The organism is Streptomyces sp. Q6, from assembly GCF_036967205.1.
In the GTDB taxonomy this organism is placed as follows: Bacteria; Actinomycetota; Actinomycetes; order Streptomycetales; family Streptomycetaceae; genus Streptomyces; species Streptomyces citrinus.
This window is the reverse complement of the sequence record NZ_CP146022.1, coordinates 6976443-6993888: the sequence shown is the minus strand read 5'-3', so window position 1 is coordinate 6993888 and position 17446 is coordinate 6976443. Positions and strand designations below refer to the sequence as shown.

General features: G+C 73.2%; 15 protein-coding genes. 7 read left to right on the top strand and 8 right to left on the bottom strand.

All coding sequences use genetic code 11. The annotated features are described in order from the left end of the window. Nucleotides 1-159 precede the first annotated feature (159 nt). The gene (locus V2W30_RS32400) at nt 160-1356 is read left to right on the top strand and encodes a helix-turn-helix domain-containing protein (RefSeq protein WP_338702058.1); all 1197 of its coding nucleotides are present in this window, start codon (nt 160-162) and stop codon (nt 1354-1356) included. Here V2W30_RS32400 and V2W30_RS32395 read toward each other — a convergent pair. Then, complete coding sequence (locus V2W30_RS32395; protein WP_338702057.1) at nt 1345-2076, bottom strand: class I SAM-dependent methyltransferase; 732 nt, start codon at nt 2074-2076, stop codon at nt 1345-1347. The two genes, V2W30_RS32400 and V2W30_RS32395, sit on opposite strands and share 12 nt — an antisense overlap. Before the next feature lie 241 nt (nt 2077-2317). Beyond that, nucleotides 2318-3472, bottom strand: coding sequence for a glycerate kinase (locus tag V2W30_RS32390; RefSeq protein WP_338702056.1), 1155 nt, complete (start codon nt 3470-3472; stop codon nt 2318-2320). A gap of 156 nt (nt 3473-3628) precedes the next feature. On the opposite strand from V2W30_RS32390, the gene V2W30_RS32385 reads away from it, so the two are divergent. From V2W30_RS32385 to V2W30_RS32360, 6 genes are all read left to right on the top strand, one after another. Then, nucleotides 3629-5314: a BCCT family transporter gene (locus V2W30_RS32385; RefSeq protein WP_338702055.1), complete on the top strand. Its 1686-nt coding sequence runs from the start codon at nt 3629-3631 to the stop codon at nt 5312-5314. A 26-nt stretch (nt 5315-5340) separates the two neighbouring features. Further along, nucleotides 5341-6417: an ADP-ribosylglycohydrolase family protein gene (locus V2W30_RS32380; protein WP_338702054.1), complete on the top strand. Its 1077-nt coding sequence runs from the start codon at nt 5341-5343 to the stop codon at nt 6415-6417. A 65-nt stretch (nt 6418-6482) separates the two neighbouring features. Further along, entirely contained in the window at nt 6483-6974 is a 492-nt protein-coding gene (locus V2W30_RS32375; protein WP_338702053.1) for an NUDIX hydrolase, read from the top strand. Nucleotides 6975-7117: 143 nt separating this feature from the next. Next, nucleotides 7118-8074, top strand: a complete 957-nt coding sequence (locus V2W30_RS32370) for a nucleoside hydrolase (RefSeq protein ID WP_338702052.1) — start codon at nt 7118-7120, stop codon at nt 8072-8074. Continuing rightward, nucleotides 8071-9513, top strand: coding sequence for an MFS transporter (locus V2W30_RS32365; protein ID WP_338702051.1), 1443 nt, complete (start codon nt 8071-8073; stop codon nt 9511-9513). Before V2W30_RS32370 ends, V2W30_RS32365 begins: the two co-directional genes overlap by 4 nt. A gap of 15 nt (nt 9514-9528) precedes the next feature. Further along, nucleotides 9529-10251 carry an SIR2 family NAD-dependent protein deacylase gene (locus V2W30_RS32360; protein ID WP_338702050.1) on the top strand — a complete coding sequence of 241 codons (723 nt, stop codon included), beginning with the start codon at nt 9529-9531 and terminating at the stop codon, nt 10249-10251. Nucleotides 10252-10345: 94 nt separating this feature from the next. Here V2W30_RS32360 and V2W30_RS32355 read toward each other — a convergent pair whose 3' ends face one another. The 6 genes from V2W30_RS32355 to V2W30_RS32330 form a co-directional block, all read right to left on the bottom strand. After that, complete coding sequence (locus V2W30_RS32355) at nt 10346-10837, bottom strand: methylated-DNA--[protein]-cysteine S-methyltransferase (protein ID WP_338702049.1); 492 nt, start codon at nt 10835-10837, stop codon at nt 10346-10348. A 119-nt stretch (nt 10838-10956) separates the two neighbouring features. Next, entirely contained in the window at nt 10957-12423 is a 1467-nt protein-coding gene (locus V2W30_RS32350; RefSeq protein ID WP_338703844.1) for an AlkA N-terminal domain-containing protein, read from the bottom strand. A 125-nt stretch (nt 12424-12548) separates the two neighbouring features. Continuing rightward, nucleotides 12549-13088, bottom strand: coding sequence for an O-acetyl-ADP-ribose deacetylase (locus V2W30_RS32345; RefSeq protein ID WP_338702048.1), 540 nt, complete (start codon nt 13086-13088; stop codon nt 12549-12551). Continuing rightward, nucleotides 13085-14497: an NAD(P)/FAD-dependent oxidoreductase gene (locus tag V2W30_RS32340; RefSeq protein ID WP_338702047.1), complete on the bottom strand. Its 1413-nt coding sequence runs from the start codon at nt 14495-14497 to the stop codon at nt 13085-13087. Before V2W30_RS32340 ends, V2W30_RS32345 begins: the two co-directional genes overlap by 4 nt. Before the next feature lie 134 nt (nt 14498-14631). Continuing rightward, nucleotides 14632-15495 (bottom strand): inositol monophosphatase family protein, encoded by an 864-nt coding sequence (locus V2W30_RS32335; RefSeq protein ID WP_338702046.1) that lies wholly within the window; start codon nt 15493-15495, stop codon nt 14632-14634. Nucleotides 15496-15599: 104 nt separating this feature from the next. Continuing rightward, nucleotides 15600-17441 carry a gamma-glutamyltransferase family protein gene (locus V2W30_RS32330; protein ID WP_338702045.1) on the bottom strand — a complete coding sequence of 614 codons (1842 nt, stop codon included), beginning with the start codon at nt 17439-17441 and terminating at the stop codon, nt 15600-15602. Between the last annotated feature and the right edge of the window lie 5 nt (nt 17442-17446).

The window sequence follows — 17446 nt, the reverse complement described above, 5'->3', positions numbered from 1 at the left end:
CCCGGGAATCGCTGCGCGGGCCCAGCGCCCGAGCGGGTCGGTTGTGCCCGCGCACAAGACCGCGTGTCAGGGGCCTGCCGGGGAGCGGCTCGGGGTGGCATCCTCCGCACAGGCAGAAGAGTCCTTTGCCGTCGCTTTACGGGACGTTGGGGAGGGGCGATGGGCGGGCGCAGGCATCGCACGGAGCAGGACTGGAAGCTCCTCAAGGAGGCGTGCGCCAGTCTTCTCGAGCGGATTCCGGAGCTGGTGGACGAACATCTGCGGCAGTTGTTCGCGTACTCGGACGTGTACGCGCGGGTGCTGCCGTACGACGCGCAGTGGCGGGAGGCCGAGGAGGCGATCCGGATCGGCGTCGAGACGATCTCGGCGCCCCGGGACTCGCCGCGCAGGGATCTGGAGTACGCGGAGGACGCGGGCCGGCGTCGGGCGAGCCAGGGGCTGCCCCTCGACCTGCTCGTCCACGCGTACCGCAACGCGGGCTATCTGGTCTGGGACGCCCTGATGGAGAGCGCGGGCGGCGAACCGGCCCGGCTCTCGGCGCTGATGCGGTCGGCGACGATGGTGTGGGCGGCGGTGGACGCGCAGGCCGAGGCGGCCTCGGAGGCGTACCGGGCGACGGAGCTCGAACTGCGTCGCCGTACCGACGAGCAGATGCAGGCGCTCCTCGACGCGCTCCTGGAGGGCCGTCCCGCGCCGGGCCTCGCGCCGCGCGCGGCGGCCGGTCTCGATCTGCCGGAGCACGGCCCGTATGCGGTCGTGGTGCTGCGGGTGGAGCGGCGGGACGGGCGTGAGGCGTTCCACCGGCGCATCCAGGACCCGGGGTTCCGGTTCGTCTGGCGGATGCGGGCGGACTGCGAGGTGGGTGTGGTGGCGCTCGGCGAGGACCGCACGCTGGACGATCTGGCGGCGGTCCTCGACGGGCGGTGCCCGGGTCCCGGCGGGCTCAGTCCGGTGGTCACGGGTCTCGCGGAGCTGGGCCACGCCCGTCGGCTGGCCGAACTCGCCCTGCGCACCTGCCCACCGGACACGACCGGCGTCGTCCGCCTCGACCACCGGATGCCGACGGCCCTCGTGGTCAGCCAGCCGGACCTGGCGCAGCGCCTGGTCTCGGGTGTCTTCGGTGAACTCCTCTCCCTCGAACCGGCCGACCGGGCCGTGCTGTTGGAGACCCTGGACGCGTGGCTGGCGTGCGAGGGCTCGGCGGGCCGGGCGGCGGGGCGTCTCTACTGTCACCGCAACACGGTCTTCAACCGGCTGCGCCGCCTGGAGCAGTTGACGTCACGGTCGCTGTCGCGGCCCCGGGACCTGATGGAGATGACCCTGGCCCTCGACGCGTACCGGCTCTCAACCGGCTGAGGCCACCGGTCTGCGCAGCAGCGCGGTCAGCAGGATCGGCACGCCGTACGTCGCCGCGTCCGCGGCCTGTGCCGCCATGGGCCGCACCTCGATCTCCTCCGGGGCCACCTCGGCGAACAGGTACCGCAGTTCGTCGGGCGTGAAGGCGAGTCCGCCCTCCAGGTCGCCGGTGCGGTACAGCTGGGCGTCCGGGGTGCGTGAGCCCTCCGCGCCGGCGGCGAAGCAGACCAGGCCGAACCGGCCGCCCGGGGCGAGGACCCGGTCGAGGAGGGCGAGGTAGCTCAGGCGGCGGTGCGGCGGGAGGTGGTGCAGGCACCCGGAGTCGTAGACCAGGTCGTAGGCGCCGTCAGGGAGGTGGGCCGTGAAGATGTCGCCCTGGTGGAACCGCACGTCGACGCCTGCCGCGGCGGCACGCTCCCGGCCCCAGGCGACGGCGGTGGCGGACAGGTCGACGGCGTCCACGTCGAAGCCGTGCCGGGCCAGGTGGACAGCGTTGCGGCCCGGACCGCAGCCGAGGTCCAACGCGCGGCCGCCCGGCGGTACGCGGCCGCTCTCCAGGTGACCGGCCAGGTTCTCGTCGGGCTTGTCGACGAAGAAGGGCACGTCGCGGTCCCGGTTCTCGTAGAACCGGTCCCACCAGTCGGCTCCGCCGCCGGGCCCGGCGAAGACGCCGTCGAGGAGGTCGAGGAGGTCGTCCGGGGTGCGGATGCTGCGGTTCAACGGGGACTCCTTCTCGCCGTGGGAGCGCCTGGTCGCAGGCTGCGGCTGGGACGTGGCTGGTCGCGCCGTTCCCGGCGCCCCTGAGACGCGGGCGCCGCGCGCCGCATATCCCCGACGAGGGCTCAGCGGCGCAGCCGCAGGCCCTCCGGGGCACGGGGAACGGCGCGACCGGCCGCGACGCCGTCGCACCCGCCACCGAACCGACCGCGCCGACTGCCCGGCGGCGCGGCGGCGGGTCCGCTCAGGCCGACAGGAAATCCGCGCCGATACGCGCGGCCACGTCCTCAAGGATCGGCCCCGCCTCGGCGATGCAGCGCGCCACATCCGGCTCCACGTCCGTCAGGGCGTACGCGCGGCGGATCCCGGCCCGCCCCAGGTCCAGCGGCGCGAGCGCCAGACGCCCGCAGACCGCGATGACCTCGACGCCCGCGGCCCGCGCCGCCGCGGCGACACCGGCCGGTGCCTTGCCGTGCAGCGTCTGCTCGTCCAGCGAGCCCTCACCGGTGATCACCAGCGTGGCCCGTGCCAGGGCCGGCGCGAATCCCAGGACGTCGAGCATGACCTCGATACCGGGCCGGAAACTCGCGCCGAGGCCGACCAGCGCCCCGAACCCGATACCGCCCGCGGCCCCCGCCCCCGGCGACTGCGCGTACTCCAGGGCCTGGGGTCCGACCGACTCGCCGAGCACCTTCGCGAAGTGGGCGAGCGCGGCGTCCAGCTCGGCCACGTCCTCGGGCGTCGCCCCCTTCTGCGGGCCGTAGACCGCGGGGGCGCCCTTGGGCCCGGTGAGCGGGTTGTCGACGTCGCTGGCGAGGACGATCTCCACGTCGGCGAGGCGCGGGTCGAGCCCGGACAGGTCGGCGGAGGCCACCGTCGCGAGAGGTCCGCCGCCGGGCCCGACGGGCGTGCCGTCCGCGTCCAGGAACCGCGCGCCGAGCGCGGAGAGCATGCCCGCGCCGCCGTCCGTCGTGGCGCTGCCGCCGACGCCGAAGACGATCGAGCGGGCGCCCGCGTCGAGCGCGGCCGCGATGACCTCACCGGAGCCGTACGTCGTCGAGGTGAGCGGGGCGAAGACGCCCTCGGGGAGGAGCTGGAGGCCGGACGCCTCCGCCATCTCCACGACGGCCGTGCCCTCGCGCAGCGCGTACGCGGCGGTGACCGGCTCGCCCAGCGGCCCCGTCACCCGCACCTCGCGGCGCTCGAACCCGGCCGCGACCGCCGCCGCGACGGTGCCGTCGCCGCCGTCCGCGACGGGCACGGACTCGACCGTGACCTCGGGCGCGACCCGGTGCAGACCCGCCGTCACCCGCTGTGCGACCTGCACCGCGGTGAGCGAGCCCTTGAACTTGTCCGCCGCGATCAACACGTGCCGCGCGGCCTGTGCAGCGTCCGCCACCTTGCTCCCCTTGCTCTTTCGCGCCTTGCTCGCGTCAAGGCAGTCGCGCCGCTGCGACCTTAACCGCAGGAGGGGCCCGCTGCCCATGGCCGTCCGCCTCGCGGGACGGCGTGCCCAGCGGATAAATGCCGCTATTCCCATCCATAGTGTGTCGGCATGAGCACGGAAACGATCGATCACCCGGTCCATGACGAGAGCCCGCCGGACGACTCCCCCGACCTCGTCGTGGTCGGCACCGGCGTCGTCGCGGTTCTCGCGGTCGTCGCCTGGGCGGCCCTCGGCCAGGACTCCTTCGACCGCGCGTCGAGCACGGCCCTGTCCTGGGTCCTCGCCAACTTCGCCTGGCTGTTCGTGATCGCCGCCGATGTCTTCCTCGTCCTGTGCGTGATCATCGCCCTCAGCCGCTTCGGCCGTATCCGGCTGGGCGCCGACGACTCCGAGCCGGAGTTCACCAACCTCGCCTGGATCGCGATGATGTTCAGCGCGGGCATGGGCATCGGGTTGATGTTCTACGGGGTCGGGGAGCCGCTCACCCACTACCTCAACCCGCCCCCGGCGGGCGGCGCGCAGCCCCGTACGGGCGGCTCGGCGCTGGTGGCGATGGAGTACTCGTTCTTCCACTGGACGCTGACGCCGTGGGCGATCTACGGCATCGCGGGGCTCGCGCTCGCGTACGCGGGGTTCCGCAAGGGCCGTGGCAACCGGCTGAGTTCGGTGTTCGTGCCGCTGATCGGCGCGCGCCGGGCGGCGGGCCGGCCGGGCCGGGTCATCGACCTGCTCGCCGTGTTCGCGACGGTCTTCGGGACGGCGACGAGTCTGGGGGTGGGCGCGCTCCAGGTCGCCACGGGCCTTGAGCTCACGACCGGGGTCGACAACACCACGACCACCCAGCTGGTCATCATCGTGGCGCTGGGCGCGGCCTTCGTCGGCTCGGCGTTCTCCGGACTGCACAAGGGCGTGAAGTGGCTGAGCACCATGAACATCGTGCTCGCCGCGTGCCTGATGCTGTTCGTGTTCGTGCTCGGCCCGACCGTGTACATCCTGGACGTGATCCCGGCGAGCGTCGGCGGCTACCTCAGCGATCTGCTGCCGATGGCGTCGCGCACCGGCGCGTTCACGGACCCCGACTGGCTGGGCTCGTGGACGATCTTCTACTGGGCGTGGTGGCTGTCGTGGGCGCCGTTCGTGGGGACGTTCATCGCGCGGATCTCGCGCGGGCGCCGAATCCGTGAGTTCCTCGTCGGCGTGCTGCTCGTGCCGAGCGGGGCGACCGCCGTGTGGTTCTGCGTGATGGGCGGCACCGGCATCCGCCTGGACGCGACCGGGAAGGTCGACATGTCGGCGAAGGTCTCGGAGGGCGCGGAGTCCTCCTTGTTCGCGATGCTCGACGCGCTGCCGATCGGCACGGTCACGTCGTGGATCGCGATGATCCTCGTCATGACGTACTTCGTCACGAGCGCCGACTCGGCGTCCCTGGTGATGGGTTCGCTGACCAGCCGGGGCGCGCTGCACCCGCGGACCTGGCTCGTGGTGACGTGGGGCGTGCTGATGGCGGCGGTCGCGGCGGTGCTCCTGGTGGCGGGCGGGCTCGACTCCTTGCAGAGCGCGACCATCCTCGTCGCCCTCCCCTTCGTCGTGGTGATGCTGGCGCTGTGCTGGGCGCTCCTGAAGGAGCTGCGCGAGGACCCGGGCGCGGGACCGGCGCGCGGGCACGCGCTGCACGGCCTGCGGGACGCGGTCCGGACGATGGTCGGCGACGCGATCACCGAGCGGACGCCGGGCGCGACCCGCCACCAGCGGTTGCGCCGTATCGCGAACTCCCGTAATCAGGACGACAGTTGATGTACGGAAGCGGGTAGACCGGACTCATGACGCCTACGAGCCCACAGCTCACCGAAAAGGTCCTCGCCGACCGGGTGCTCGGCGGCTGGCTCGGCCGGATCGCGGGCAACATGCTCGGCAAGCCGGTCGAGCGGGGCGAGGTCTGGACCCGCGAGCGCATCGACCGATACCTGCGGCAGGCCGAGGCCCTGCCGCTGACCGACTATCTCCCCGAACCCCCGTCGGAAGAAGTGGAGTTGGCGCTGCGTCCGGAGTGGCGCCGCTGTGTCCGCGGCCGTATCCACGGCAGTTGCCGTGACGACGACGTGGACTACGCGGTGCTCGGCCTGCACCTCCTGGAGACGCACGGGTTCACCTTCACGACGGAGCAGGTCGGCGAGTTGTGGCTGCTGCGGCTGCCGTACCTCCAGACGTTCACGGCCGAGCGGGCGGCCTACCGCAATCTGGCGAACGGCCTGAAGCCGCCGCTCACGGCGACGTACGACAACCCGTACCAGGAGTGGATCGGCGCGCTGATCCGCGCGGACGTCTTCGGCTGGACGTGTCCGGGCGTCCCGCGCCGCGCCGCGTCCCTGGCCCGGCGCGACGCGGTCCTGACGCACACCGGCAACGGCGTCTACGGGGCGATGTGGGCGGCCGCCCTGGTGTCGGCGGCCTTCACGGCGCCGACGCCGCGGGCCGCCCTCGACACGGCCCTCACCGTGATCCCGGCGAGCAGCCGCCTGGCGCGCGTCGTACGCCGCACGGTCTCCCTCCACGAATCGCGCCTCACCTGGGAGGAGACCCTCGCCACGATCGAGGAGGAGACCGGGGGCCTCGGCTGGATCCACACCGTCCCGAACGCCGCGGTGATCACGGCCGGACTCCTGTACGGCGACGGGGACTTCACCCGCACGGTGACGCTGACGGTCCGCGGCGGCCTGGACACCGACTCGAACGGGGCGACGGCCGGTTCGGTCGCCGGTGTGCTGTGCGGGGCGGCGGAGCTCCCCCCGCAGTGGACGGAGCCGCTGGAGGACCGGGTGCGCAGCGCGGTCTTCGGTTTCGACGGCGTACGGATCAGCGAACTCGCGGCGCGGACCGCCCGACTGGTGGAGATCTGACCCGGGTCACCACCGCCGCGACCGGCACCGCAGGGGCGCGGCCCCGGCCTCGTTAGGGTGGGGCGATGACCCTCGTCGACTACGCCACCTACATCGCCGGGCTTCCCCGTGTCCTGGCCGGTGCCGCCGCCCTGTTCCGTGACGACGAGGGCCGCGTGCTGCTCGTCGAGCCGAACTACCGGGAGGGCTGGGCGCTGCCCGGCGGGACCGTGGAGTCGGACGCGGGCGAGACACCGCGACAGGGCGCGCGACGCGAGACGCTGGAGGAGATCGGGCTCGACGTCCGTCTGGGCCGGCTGCTCGCCGTGGACTGGGTGCCCGGCACCGCACGGCCGCCGCTCGTGGCCTACCTCTACGACGGCGGCGTGCTGGGCGCCGAGCGGATCGCGGCGATCCGGCTCCAGGAGGAGGAGCTGCTGTCGTGGCGGTTCGTGGCCCGCGCCGACCTGCCCGCCCATCTGCCCGGCGCCCTCGGCGGCCGGGTCCTGGCCGCGCTGGACGCGCTCACCGCGGGCACGGGCCCCGTGGAGCTGGAGAACGGCACGCCCGTCGCCTGACCTTGCCCCACCTGCGCCTTCTCGGACGAACCTCTGAGCCCGTACGCGCCATCCTGGACATCTACGCGCGTTGACAAACTCGTGTGGCGCCGGGTGAGCTTTGCGTGGACAGTTTTCCCCACCGGAGCAAAGGGGCTCGAACCGTGACCAGGAAGATCATCCTCGACTGCGACCCGGGGCACGACGACGCCATCGCGCTGCTGCTCGCGCACGGCAACCCGGACATCGACCTGGTCGCGGTGACCACCGTGGTCGGGAACCAGACCCTGGAGAAGGTCACCCGCAACGCGCTCTCCGTGGCGGCGATCGCCGGGATCACCGGCGTGCCCTTCGCCGCGGGCTGCCCGCGGCCGCTGGTCCGCGCGATCGAGAACGCGCCGGAGATCCACGGCGACTCCGGCCTCGACGGACCCGACCTGCCCGAGCCGGCCATCGAGCTCGACGGCCGGCACGCCGTCGACCTCATCATCGACACCGTGATGGCCCACGCGCCGGGCGAGATCACCCTCGTACCGACGGCCGGTCTCACCAACATCGCCCTCGCCGCCCGCAAGGAGCCCCGCATCGTCGAGCGGGTCCGCGAGGTCGTCCTGATGGGCGGCGGCTTCCACGAGGGCAACTGGAGCCCGGTCGCCGAGTTCAACATCGTGATCGACCCGGAGGCGGCCCACATCGTCTTCAACGAGTCGTGGCCGGTCACCATGGTCGGGCTCGACCTCACCCACCAGGCGCTCGCCACCCCCGCCGTCGAGGAGAGGATCGCGGCCGTCGGCACGAAGCCCGCCCGCTTCGTCCTCGAACTGCTCGACTTCTTCCGCGAGGCCTACCGCGAGAACCAGGGCTTCGAGCACCCGCCCGTGCACGACCCGTGCGCCGTCGCGTACGTCATCGACCCGGGCGTCATGACCGTACGCAAGGCACCCGTCGACATCGAGCTGCGCGGCGCGCTGACCCTCGGCATGACCGTGACCGACCTGCGCTCCCCCGCGCCCGCCGACTGTCACACCCAGGTCGCCGTCGACCTGGACCACGACCGCTTCTGGGGCCTCGTCGTGGACGCGCTCGTACGGATCGGCGAGACCGGGGTGAGCACCGCATGAACCTCGCCGCCTCCCCCCACACCCCGGCCGGCGACCCCCGCGCGGGACGTCCGGCCAGGGTCGGCGCCCTCATGGTCGCGCTGCTCGCGGCCAGCTTCGCCTTCCAGCTCAACGCGTCGATGCTCAGCCCGGCGCTCGCCACGATGGCCGACGAACTGCACACCACGTCGTCGGCGATCGGTGTCACCCAGACGGCCTTCTTCACGGCCGCCGCGCTCTTCTCGCTGTTCCTGCCGCGTCTCGGCGACCTGATCGGCCGCCGCAAGGTGCTCACCACGATGATGGTCCTGATGGCCGTCGGGTGTGTGATCGCGGCGCTGGCCGGGTCCGTCGGCATGCTCGCCGTCGGCCGGATCGTCCAGGGCGCCTCGGGTCCGACGATCCCGCTCGCGCTCATCATGCTGCGCGTCGAGGTCCCCGATCCGAAGAAGTACGGCACGCTCCTCGGCATCGTCACCGCGGTCAACGGCGGTATCGCGGGCGTCGACTCGTTCGCGGGCGGTTCGCTGGCCGAGCACCACGGCTACGCCTCGATCTTCTGGGTCATGACGGCCTTCGCGCTGGTCGCCGCCGTCCTCGTACGGTTCCTCGCGCCCGAGTCGCGGGCGGACGAGCGGCCGCCGATGGACTGGCCCGGCGTCGTGCTCCTGGTCGTCTCGGTGGGCGCGCTGCTCATCGCGTTCAACGAGGCGGGCAAGCTCGCCGACGCGAACTGGGCGCTGGCGATCGGTCTGATCGTCCTCGCCGCGCTCGCCTTCTGGGCGTTCTGGCGGATGGAGACCCGCGCCAAGCACCCGCTGGTCACCACGCATCTGCTCAAGCGCCGCGCCACCTGGTCGATCCTGCTGTCGACGATGCTCACCATGACCGGCGTCTTCGCGATCATGAACGGTCTGCTGCCGGGCTTCGCCCAGGACACCGCGGTCGGTCTCGGCCTCGGCGCCGAGGGCGCCACCTGGTGGACGCTGACCCCGTACGCCCTCGCCGGTCTCGCCATGGGCCCCGTCTCCGGGCGACTCGCGGCGACCTTCGGCTACGGCCGCATCCTGCGCATCGGCCTGATCGCCACCGCCGCCGCCACGGTCCTCGCCCTGCTGACGCTCCAGACCGACTCCTCGGGCCTGCTGCTCACCGTCTCGATCCTGCTCGGTGTGACGTACGCGGGCACGGTCAACATCATGCTCAACGGCCTCGGCATCCTGCTCTCCCCGGACGAGAACCCCGGCTTCCTGCCGGGGCTCAACGCCGGCTGCTTCAACCTCGGCGCGGGACTGAGCTTCGTCGTCCTGTACGCGGCCATGGACGCGGTCGCCCCGGCCGACGGTTCGTCGGTCGGCGGGTACAGCGCGGGTGTCGTGGCGGGTCTCGTACTCATCGTCGCGGCCCTGTTCACGTCGATGCTCATTCCGAAACCGGTGGACGCGGAGGAGGCTGCCTGACCTACCGTTGAGGTCATGACTCTCGTCGCGATCCTCACCGGTGCCGGTGTCAGCACAGACTCAGGGATTCCTGACTACCGCGGCCCGAGCGGGGTGTGGACCAAGGATCCCGACGCCGAGAAACTCGTCACGTACGAGTACTACATGAACGATCCGGAGATCCGGCGCCGCGCCTGGCAGGTGCGGCGCCGCAACCGCACGCTGACCGCCGAGCCGAACGCGGCGCACCGCGCCATCGCGGACCTGTCGGCGGCCGGGGTGGCGGTACGGGTCCTCACGCAGAACGTGGACGGGCTGCACCAGCTCGCCGGTCTGCCGGCCCGCAAGGTGCTCGAACTGCACGGCTCCGCGCGGAAGTTCATCTGCACGCAGTGCGGGGAGCGCGGGCCCATGGAGACGGCGCTCGCCCGCGTCGACGCGGGCGAGGACGACCCGGACTGCCTGAGCTGCGGTGGCATTCTCAAGTCGACGACGGTGATGTTCGGCGAGCACCTCGACCCGGTGGTGCTCGGCGAGGCCGTGTCGATCACCAAGGCCTGCCAGGTGTTCTTCGCGGTCGGCTCCAGCCTCCAGGTGCAGCCGGCTGCGGGCCTGGCCGGACTCGCCCCGCAGCACGGCGCCCGGCTGGTCGTGGTGAACGCGGAGCCGACCCCGTACGACGAACTGGCCGACGAGGTCGTCCGCGAACCGATCGGCACGGCGCTGCCGCGACTTCTGGAGGAGCTCGTCGTCGCCTAGGGGCCTGTCCGGCGGATCAGGTCGCGGGTCGGGTGGCCCGTACCCTTCCGCGTCCGCGACACGATCCGCCGGACAGGCCCTACGGCCTGTCCGCTCAGAAGAGGGCGGTGCCGCGCTCGAAGTCGAGCAGGCGCCGCTTGCGGTCGAGGCCGCCGCCGTAGCCGGTGAGGCTGCCGTTCGCCCCGATGACACGGTGGCAGGGGACGATCACGCCGACCGGGTTCTTGCCGTTGGCGAGGCCGACGGCGCGGGACGCGGCGGGCTTGCCGAGGGCTTCGGCGAGTTCGCCGTAGGTCCGCGTCTGCCCGTACGGGATCTGCTGGAGCCGGCGCCACACGGACTGCTGGAAGGCGGTGCCGTGCAGGTGCAGCGGCAGGTCGAACACAGTCAACTCGCCCTGGAAATAGGCGTGCAGCTGGTCGACGGCGGCGCCGAAGGGGCGGTCGTCGCGCTCCCCGAACGTCTCCTCGGCGGGGCGGTGGCGCTGGTCGGTCATGTAGAGGCCGGACAGGGTGCCGTCGGTGGCGACGAGCGTGAGGGGACCGTAGGGGCTGTCGATGATCGTGTGCTGGATGCGCGTGGGCATGGCTCGGATTCCTTACACAGGGTCTGGCGGCGGTTCCCGCGCCGGTTCCTGTATCGGTTTCTGTATCGGTTTCTGCGACTGTTTCTGCGTCTGCTCGCGCGTCGTTGCCGGCGCGGGTCCTACGCCGGGAGGACGTTGATCGGGTGGTCGTCGGTGGCCCAGAGGTACTGGGTCGCGTACGCCCGCCAGGGGCGCCAGGCCGCCGCGCGTGCGGTGAGCGCGGCCGGGGTGTGCGGCAGCCCCAACTCCTGTGCGGCGCGCCGCATCCCGAGGTCGGTGGGCAGGAAGGCGTCCGGGTCGCCGAGGGCGCGCATGGCGATGGCCTCGATGGTCCAGGGGCCGAATCCGGGCAGCTCGGCGAGCCGGACCCGGGTCTCCTCCCAGTCGGACTCGGGGCCCAACGTCAGCGCCCCGTCGGCGAGTCGGCGTACGAGGGTGAGCAGGGTGGTGCGGCGGCTGCGGGGCAGCGCGAGGGACTCGGGGTCGAGGTCCGCCAGGGCGTGCGCCCCGGGGAAGAGGTGGGTGAGGCCGCCCTCCGGGTCCTCGACCGGGTCGCCGTGGGCGAGGACGAGCCGGGCGGCGTGGGTGCGGGCGGCCGCGGTGGAGACCTGCTGGCCGAGCACGGCCCGTACGGCGAACTCGGCCTCGTCGACGGTGCGCGGCACCCGGCGCCCCGGCGCCTTGTCCACCAGCGGCGCGAGCAGCGGATCGGTGCGCAGCCGGTCGTCCACGGCCACCGGGTCGGCGTCGAGGTCGAGCAGGCGGCGGCAGCGGCTGATGGCGACGGTCAGATCGCGCTGGTCGGTGAGGATCAGCCGGCAGCCGATGAACTCGGGGCCGGGGGTGAGCGCCACGATGCCGTGCCCGTACGGGAGCCGGAGCGTGCGGCGGTACGCGCCGTCGCGCCACTCCTCGACGCCGGGTACGGCGGTGGCGGCGAGGTGTCCGAAGAGGTTGTCGGGGGTGAGCGGGGCGCGGAACGGGAGGCGGAGCGTGATCGCTCCGGGCGCCGCGGTGCGGCCCTGGGGCGCGCGGGTGCGCAGTTCGCTCGGGGAGAGGGCGAAGACCTCGCGGACGGTGTCGTTGAAGGTGCGGATGGAGGCGAACCCGGCGGCGAACGCCACGTCCGCCATGGGCAGTCCGGTCGTCTCGATGAGCAGGCGGGCGGTCTGGGCGCGCTGCGCGCGGGCCAGGGCGAGAGGCCCGGCGCCCAGCTCGGCGAGCAGCTGCCGTTCGATCTGGCGCTCGCTGTAGCCGAGCCTGCGGGCGAGGCCGGGGACGCCGTCACGGTCCACGACGCCGTCACCGATCAGACGCATGGCGCGGGCGGTGAGGTCGGCCCGCTGGTTCCACTCGGGGGAGCCGGGGCTGGTGTCGGGCCGGCAGCGCTTGCAGGCGCGGAACCCGGCCTGCTGGCAGGCGGCGGCGCTCGGGTAGAACACCATGTTCCGCGGCTTGGGCGGCACGACGGGGCAGCCGGGCCTGCAATAGATGCGGGTGGTCAGGACGGCGGTGAAGAAGACGCCGTCGAACCGGGTGTCCTTGGCCTGGACCGCCCGGACGCAGCGCTCGGTGTCGGTGTGCATGGCGGCGGTTCCCGCGCGGCTGACGGGGACCGCTCCGGTCCCCTTCTCGATCGCCTTCTCTGTGGGCATGTATCCAGCATCGGGCATGGTGAGTGGCCTGGCTGGCGAGAATCCGACATCGACCTTCAGGCGCCGGGTTCCCCCAGGTGCGCGGCGAACGCGGCCCGCGCGGACTCGTCGAAGACCACGAAGCGCACCTCCTCCACGCACGTGCTCCGCGTCGCGCGTACCGTCTCGACGGCGATCCGGGCGCCGTCGTCCAGCGGCCATCCGTAGATCCCGGTCGAGATCGCGGGGAAGGCGACGGTACGGGCGCCCAGCTCGTCGGCCACGCGCAGCGACTCGCGGTAGCAGGACGCGAGGAGTTCGGAGCGGTCCTCGGTGGCGGACCAGCGGGGGCCGACGGTGTGGATGACGTGGTGTGCGGGGAGCCGGCCCGCGGTCGTCGCCACGGCCCGCCCGGTCGCGAGTCCCTTGCCGTAGTGAGAGGCGCGCAGCTTGCGGCACGCGGCGAGGATCTCGGGGCCGCCGCGCCGGTGGATCGCGCCGTCCACTCCCCCGCCGCCGAGCAGGGACGAGTTCGCCGCGTTGACGATCGCGTCCGCCCGCTGCTCGGTGATGTCGCCCTGGACCAGGACCGGTCGGGGAGCTGTCCGGTCGCTCATGACGAGGCCCGCAGCTTGCGCCAGACGGCCTTCGCCGCGTTGTGTCCCGACATGCCGTGGACGCCGGGGCCCGGCGGCGTGGACGACGAGCAGATGAAGACGGCCGGGTGCGGGGTGGTGTACGGGGACAGGGACAGCTTGGGGCGCAGCAGCAGTTGGAGACCGCTGGCGGCGCCCGAGGCGATGTCGCCGCCCACGTAGTTGGCGTTGCGGGAGGCGAGCTCGGGCGGGCCCGCCGTGGCGCGGGCGAGCACCAGGTCCCTGAACCCCGGGGCGAAGCGCTCCAGCTGGCGCTCGATGGCGTCCGTCAGGTCACCGTCCCAGCCGTTGGGCACATGACCGTACGCCCAGAACGTGTGCTTGCCCTCGGGTGCGCGCGTCGGGTCGGTGACGGTGGGCTGCACGGTGATGAGGAACGGCGACTCGGGCCCGCGGCCTTCGCGGGAGGCGGCGCGCAGCGCGGTGTCGATGTCGGAGCGGTAGGGACCCACCTGCACCGTGCCGGCCGAGCGGGCCTCCTTCGCCGTCCACGGCACGGGTCCGTCCAGTGCGTAGTCGACCTTGAAGACGCTCGCTCCGTAGCGGAAGCGGTCGTAGTAGCCCCCGAGCCCCGCGATCCGGGCGAGGGCCGTGGGCGAGGTGTCGAAGATGTAGGCGCGGGCGGGCGGCAGGTCGTCGAGCCGCTTGACCTCGAAGTCGGTGTGCACGGTGCCGCCGAGGTCCTTCAGGTACGCGGCGAGGGCGTCCGAGATCGACTGGGAGCCGCCGCGGGCGATCGGCCAGCCGCGCGCGTGCGCGGCGAGGGCGAAGACGAGGCCGATCGCGGTGGTCGCGAGGCCGCCGAGCGGGGCGATGACGTGGGCGACGAGTCCCGCGAACAGGGCGGGCGCCCGCTCGTCGCGGAAACGGCGCAACTGCCAGGTGGCGGGCGGCAGTCCGAGGAGACCGAACCGGGCGAGGGTGACGGGGTCGCGGGGCAGCGCGCTCAGCGGCAGCGACATGAAGTCCCGTACGAGGGTGTCCCAGTGGGGCAGCAGCGGCTCGACGAGACGCCGGTAGGTGCCCGCGTCGCGCGGCCCGAACGAGGCGGCGGTCTCGGCGACGGACCGGGACAGCACGGCGGCCGTGCCGTCGGGGAACGGGTGCGCCATGGGCAGGGCGGGCTGCACCCACGTGAGCCCGTACCGCTCCAGCGGCATGGCGCGGAACGCCGGGGAGTTGATCCCCAGGGGGTGCGAGGCCGCGCAGGGGTCGTGGCGGAAGCCGGGCAGCGTCAGCTCCTCGGTGCGCGACCCGCCGCCGACGGTGTCCTTCGCCTCGAACAGGGCCACGGAGAAACCCCGTCTGGCCAGTTCGACAGCGGCGGTCAGCCCGTTGGGCCCCGCTCCCACCACCACCGCATCGAGCATGGACGGCACCTTCGGACTCCTTCGTCAGCCGATGGCCACTGCTCCCACAGGATAGGCCCGGCCACCGACAGGGCCGGGGCGCGGGTGGGGGTGCGGCGGACGCGGGGCCGGTCCGGGCGGGCCGAGGCCCCCGGTCAGGCTCCGGCCGACAGCAGTCCGGCCACCCGGCGCGCCGTGGCCGCGTCGCGGGCCGCGGTGAACGGCAGGGCGTTGCCCCCGGTGATCGCGAAGGGGACGCCGGCGCGGGTGAGGTGCGCGCCGCCCGCCTCCTCGACGAGGAGCAGTCCGGCCGCGTGGTCCCAGGCCAGCTCCCAGCTGAACGCGACGGCGTCGAGGTCGCCGCGGGCCACGGCCAGGTACTCCAGGCCGGCCGAGCCGCAGGGGCGCGGTGCGACGCCGTCCGTGCGCAGGCCGAGCAGGGCGCGCTTCTGGTCGTCGGTGGTGTAGTCGGGGTGGGAGGTCGCGACGCGCAGGTCGGCGCCCGGCGTGGGGGAACCGGCGGGCAGCACCCGGCCGTCGAGCCGCGCTCCCCGTCCGCGGACGGCCACGGCGAACTCGTCGAGCGCGGGCGCGTACGTCCACGAGGCGACGACGACTCCGTCGAGGGCGAGGGCGACGAGGGTGCAGAAGCCGGGGTCGCCGTGGACGAACTGGCGGGTGCCGTCGACCGGGTCGACGATCCAGACCGGGGCCGCCGCGCGTATCGCCTCGTACGTCGTCGGGTCCGCGGCGACGGCCTCCTCGCCGACGACGCAGGAGCCGGGCAGCAGGGCGGCCAGCTCGCGCGTGAGGTACTCCTCGGCGCGCTTGTCGGCGACGGTGACGAGGTCGTGCGGGGCGCTCTTCTCCTCGATCTCGTGCGCGGCGAGCTGCCGGAAGCGGGGGGTGATCTCGGCGGCGGCCGCGGCGCGGACGACGCGCTCGACGTCGGCCACGAGCCGGTCGGTGACCTTGTGGTGCAGAAAGTCGTCGATGCTTTCCGTCGTTGTTTCGATCATGGCTCCATGAGAACACGCCCCACTGACATCGCGTACCGGCAGGGTGAACAGGGGGTGGAATCACCGTGAAATCGGTGATTCCACCCCTGGGGTGCCGTGGGCCGTCAGCGGCCGACGGCGTATCCCTGCATGCCCCGCGGGTTCGCCGCCGCCGACAGGACCCCGGTGCGCGGGTCACGGGCGACCGCGCACAGGCGCCCCTCGGACCAGGCGTCGCCCACGGTCACGTCGTGCCCGCGTCGGCGCAGCTCGGCGACGACGTCGGCGTCCATGCGGGACTCGACGGTGACGGAGCCCGGCCGCATGCCGCGCGGGAAGAAGGAACCGGGGAACGAGTCGTTGTGCCAGTTCGGGGCGTCGATGGCGCCCTGGAGGTCGAGCCCGCCGCGGACCTGGTCGCGCAGCGCCACGGCGAGGAAGAAGTGCACCTGCCACTGGTCCTGCTGGTCGCCGCCCGGGGTGCCGAAGGCCATGACCGGGACGCCGTCCTTCAGGGCGAGGGACGGGGTGAGGGTCGTACGGGGGCGGCGGCCCGGGGTGAGCGAGTTCGGCAGGTCCTCGTCGAGCCACGCCATCTGGAGCCGGGTGCCGAGCGGGAAGCCGAGCTCGGGGACGACCGGGTTGGACTGGAGCCAGCCGCCCGACGGGGTCGCGGCGACCATGTTGCCCCAGCGGTCGACGATGTCCAGGTGGCAGGTGTCGCCGCGGGTGAGTCCGTCCTCGCGCACGTCCGGCTCGCCGGGCACCGGGGAGGCCGGGCTCTTGGCGACGGTGGGCTCGCCCGCGCCCGCGACCCCCATGGCGTCGAAGCCGGGCGCTCCGGAGGCGACGGCGTGGGCGTGGGCGCTCAGGCGCGGCTCGCCGCCGAGCGGGCTGCCGGGGCGCAGCTCGTGCGACGCCTTCTCCGGGTCGATCAGCGTGCGGCGCGCCGCGTTGTAGTCGTCCGACAGCAGGGCGTCCACCGGGACGTCGGCCGCGTCGCCGTACCAGGCCTCCCGGTCGGCCATCGCGAGCTTGCAGCCCTCGATGAGGAGGTGCACGTAGTCGGCGGACCCGTAGGCGGGCAGTTCGGGCGGGAGCAGGGCGAGCTGCTGGAGGAAGGCGGGGCCCTGGCTCCAGCCGCCGGCCTTGCACAGCGTCCAGCCGTTCCACTCGTACGTCGCGGGCGCCTCGTAGCCGGCCTCCCAGGACGCGAGGTCCTCCAGGGTGAGCGTGCCGGTGTGCCGCTCGCCGCTGGTGTCCTTCGTGGGGCGCCCCGACTGCCGGACGAGCGCCTCGGCGATGAAGCCCTCGCGCCATATGCGGCGGGCCTCCTCGATCTGCGCGACACGGTCGCCGCCCACCTCTTCGGCCTCGGCCGTCAGCCGCTTCCAGGTGGCGGCGAGCTGCCGGTTGCGCAGCAGCTCACCGGGTTGCGGGGCCTTGCCGTCGACCAGGTAGACCTCGGCGGACGAGGGCCACTCGTCCTCGAAGAGCTCGCGTACGGTCTCGACGGTCTCACCGACGCGCTCGACGGGGGCGTGCCCGTCCTCGGCGTATCCGATCGCGTACTTGAGGACGTCGGCGAGGGTCTTTGTGCCGTGGTCCTTCAGAAGAAGCATCCAGGCGTCGAAGGCGCCGGGCACGGCGGCGGCGAGCGGGCCGGTGCCGGGGACCAGGTCGAGTCCGAGTGACCGGTAGTGCGCGACGGTGGCACCGGCCGGGGCCACGCCCTGTCCGCACAGCACCCGCACCTCGCCGCCGGCCGGGGCGAGGATGATCGGCACCTCGCCCGCGGGCCCGTTCAGGTGCGGCTCCACGACGTGCAGGACGAAGCCCGCGGCGACGGCGGCGTCGTAGGCGTTGCCGCCGTCCTCCAGGACCGCCATCGCGGACTGGGAGGCGAGGTAGTGCGTGGAGGACACCATGCCGAAGGTGCCCTGGAGGGTCGGCCGGGTGGTGAACAAGGAGG

Excerpts from the sequence above, each read along its gene's own strand:
- V2W30_RS32340 (WP_338702047.1), bottom strand. The coding sequence starts at position 14,497 with ATGCTCGATGCGGTGGTGGTGGGAGCGGGGCCCAACGGGCTGACCGCC.
- V2W30_RS32380 (WP_338702054.1), top strand. The coding sequence starts at position 5,341 with ATGACGCCTACGAGCCCACAGCTCACCGAAAAGGTCCTCGCCGACCGG.
- V2W30_RS32345 (WP_338702048.1), bottom strand. The coding sequence starts at position 13,088 with ATGAGCGACCGGACAGCTCCCCGACCGGTCCTGGTCCAGGGCGACATC.
- V2W30_RS32375 (WP_338702053.1), top strand. The coding sequence starts at position 6,483 with ATGACCCTCGTCGACTACGCCACCTACATCGCCGGGCTTCCCCGTGTC.
- V2W30_RS32385 (WP_338702055.1), top strand. The coding sequence starts at position 3,629 with ATGAGCACGGAAACGATCGATCACCCGGTCCATGACGAGAGCCCGCCG.
- V2W30_RS32400 (WP_338702058.1), top strand. The coding sequence starts at position 160 with ATGGGCGGGCGCAGGCATCGCACGGAGCAGGACTGGAAGCTCCTCAAG.
- V2W30_RS32335 (WP_338702046.1), bottom strand. The coding sequence starts at position 15,495 with ATGATCGAAACAACGACGGAAAGCATCGACGACTTTCTGCACCACAAG.
- V2W30_RS32365 (WP_338702051.1), top strand. The coding sequence starts at position 8,071 with ATGAACCTCGCCGCCTCCCCCCACACCCCGGCCGGCGACCCCCGCGCG.
- V2W30_RS32355 (WP_338702049.1), bottom strand. The coding sequence starts at position 10,837 with ATGCCCACGCGCATCCAGCACACGATCATCGACAGCCCCTACGGTCCC.
- V2W30_RS32360 (WP_338702050.1), top strand. The coding sequence starts at position 9,529 with ATGACTCTCGTCGCGATCCTCACCGGTGCCGGTGTCAGCACAGACTCA.
- V2W30_RS32350 (WP_338703844.1), bottom strand. The coding sequence starts at position 12,423 with ATGCACACCGACACCGAGCGCTGCGTCCGGGCGGTCCAGGCCAAGGAC.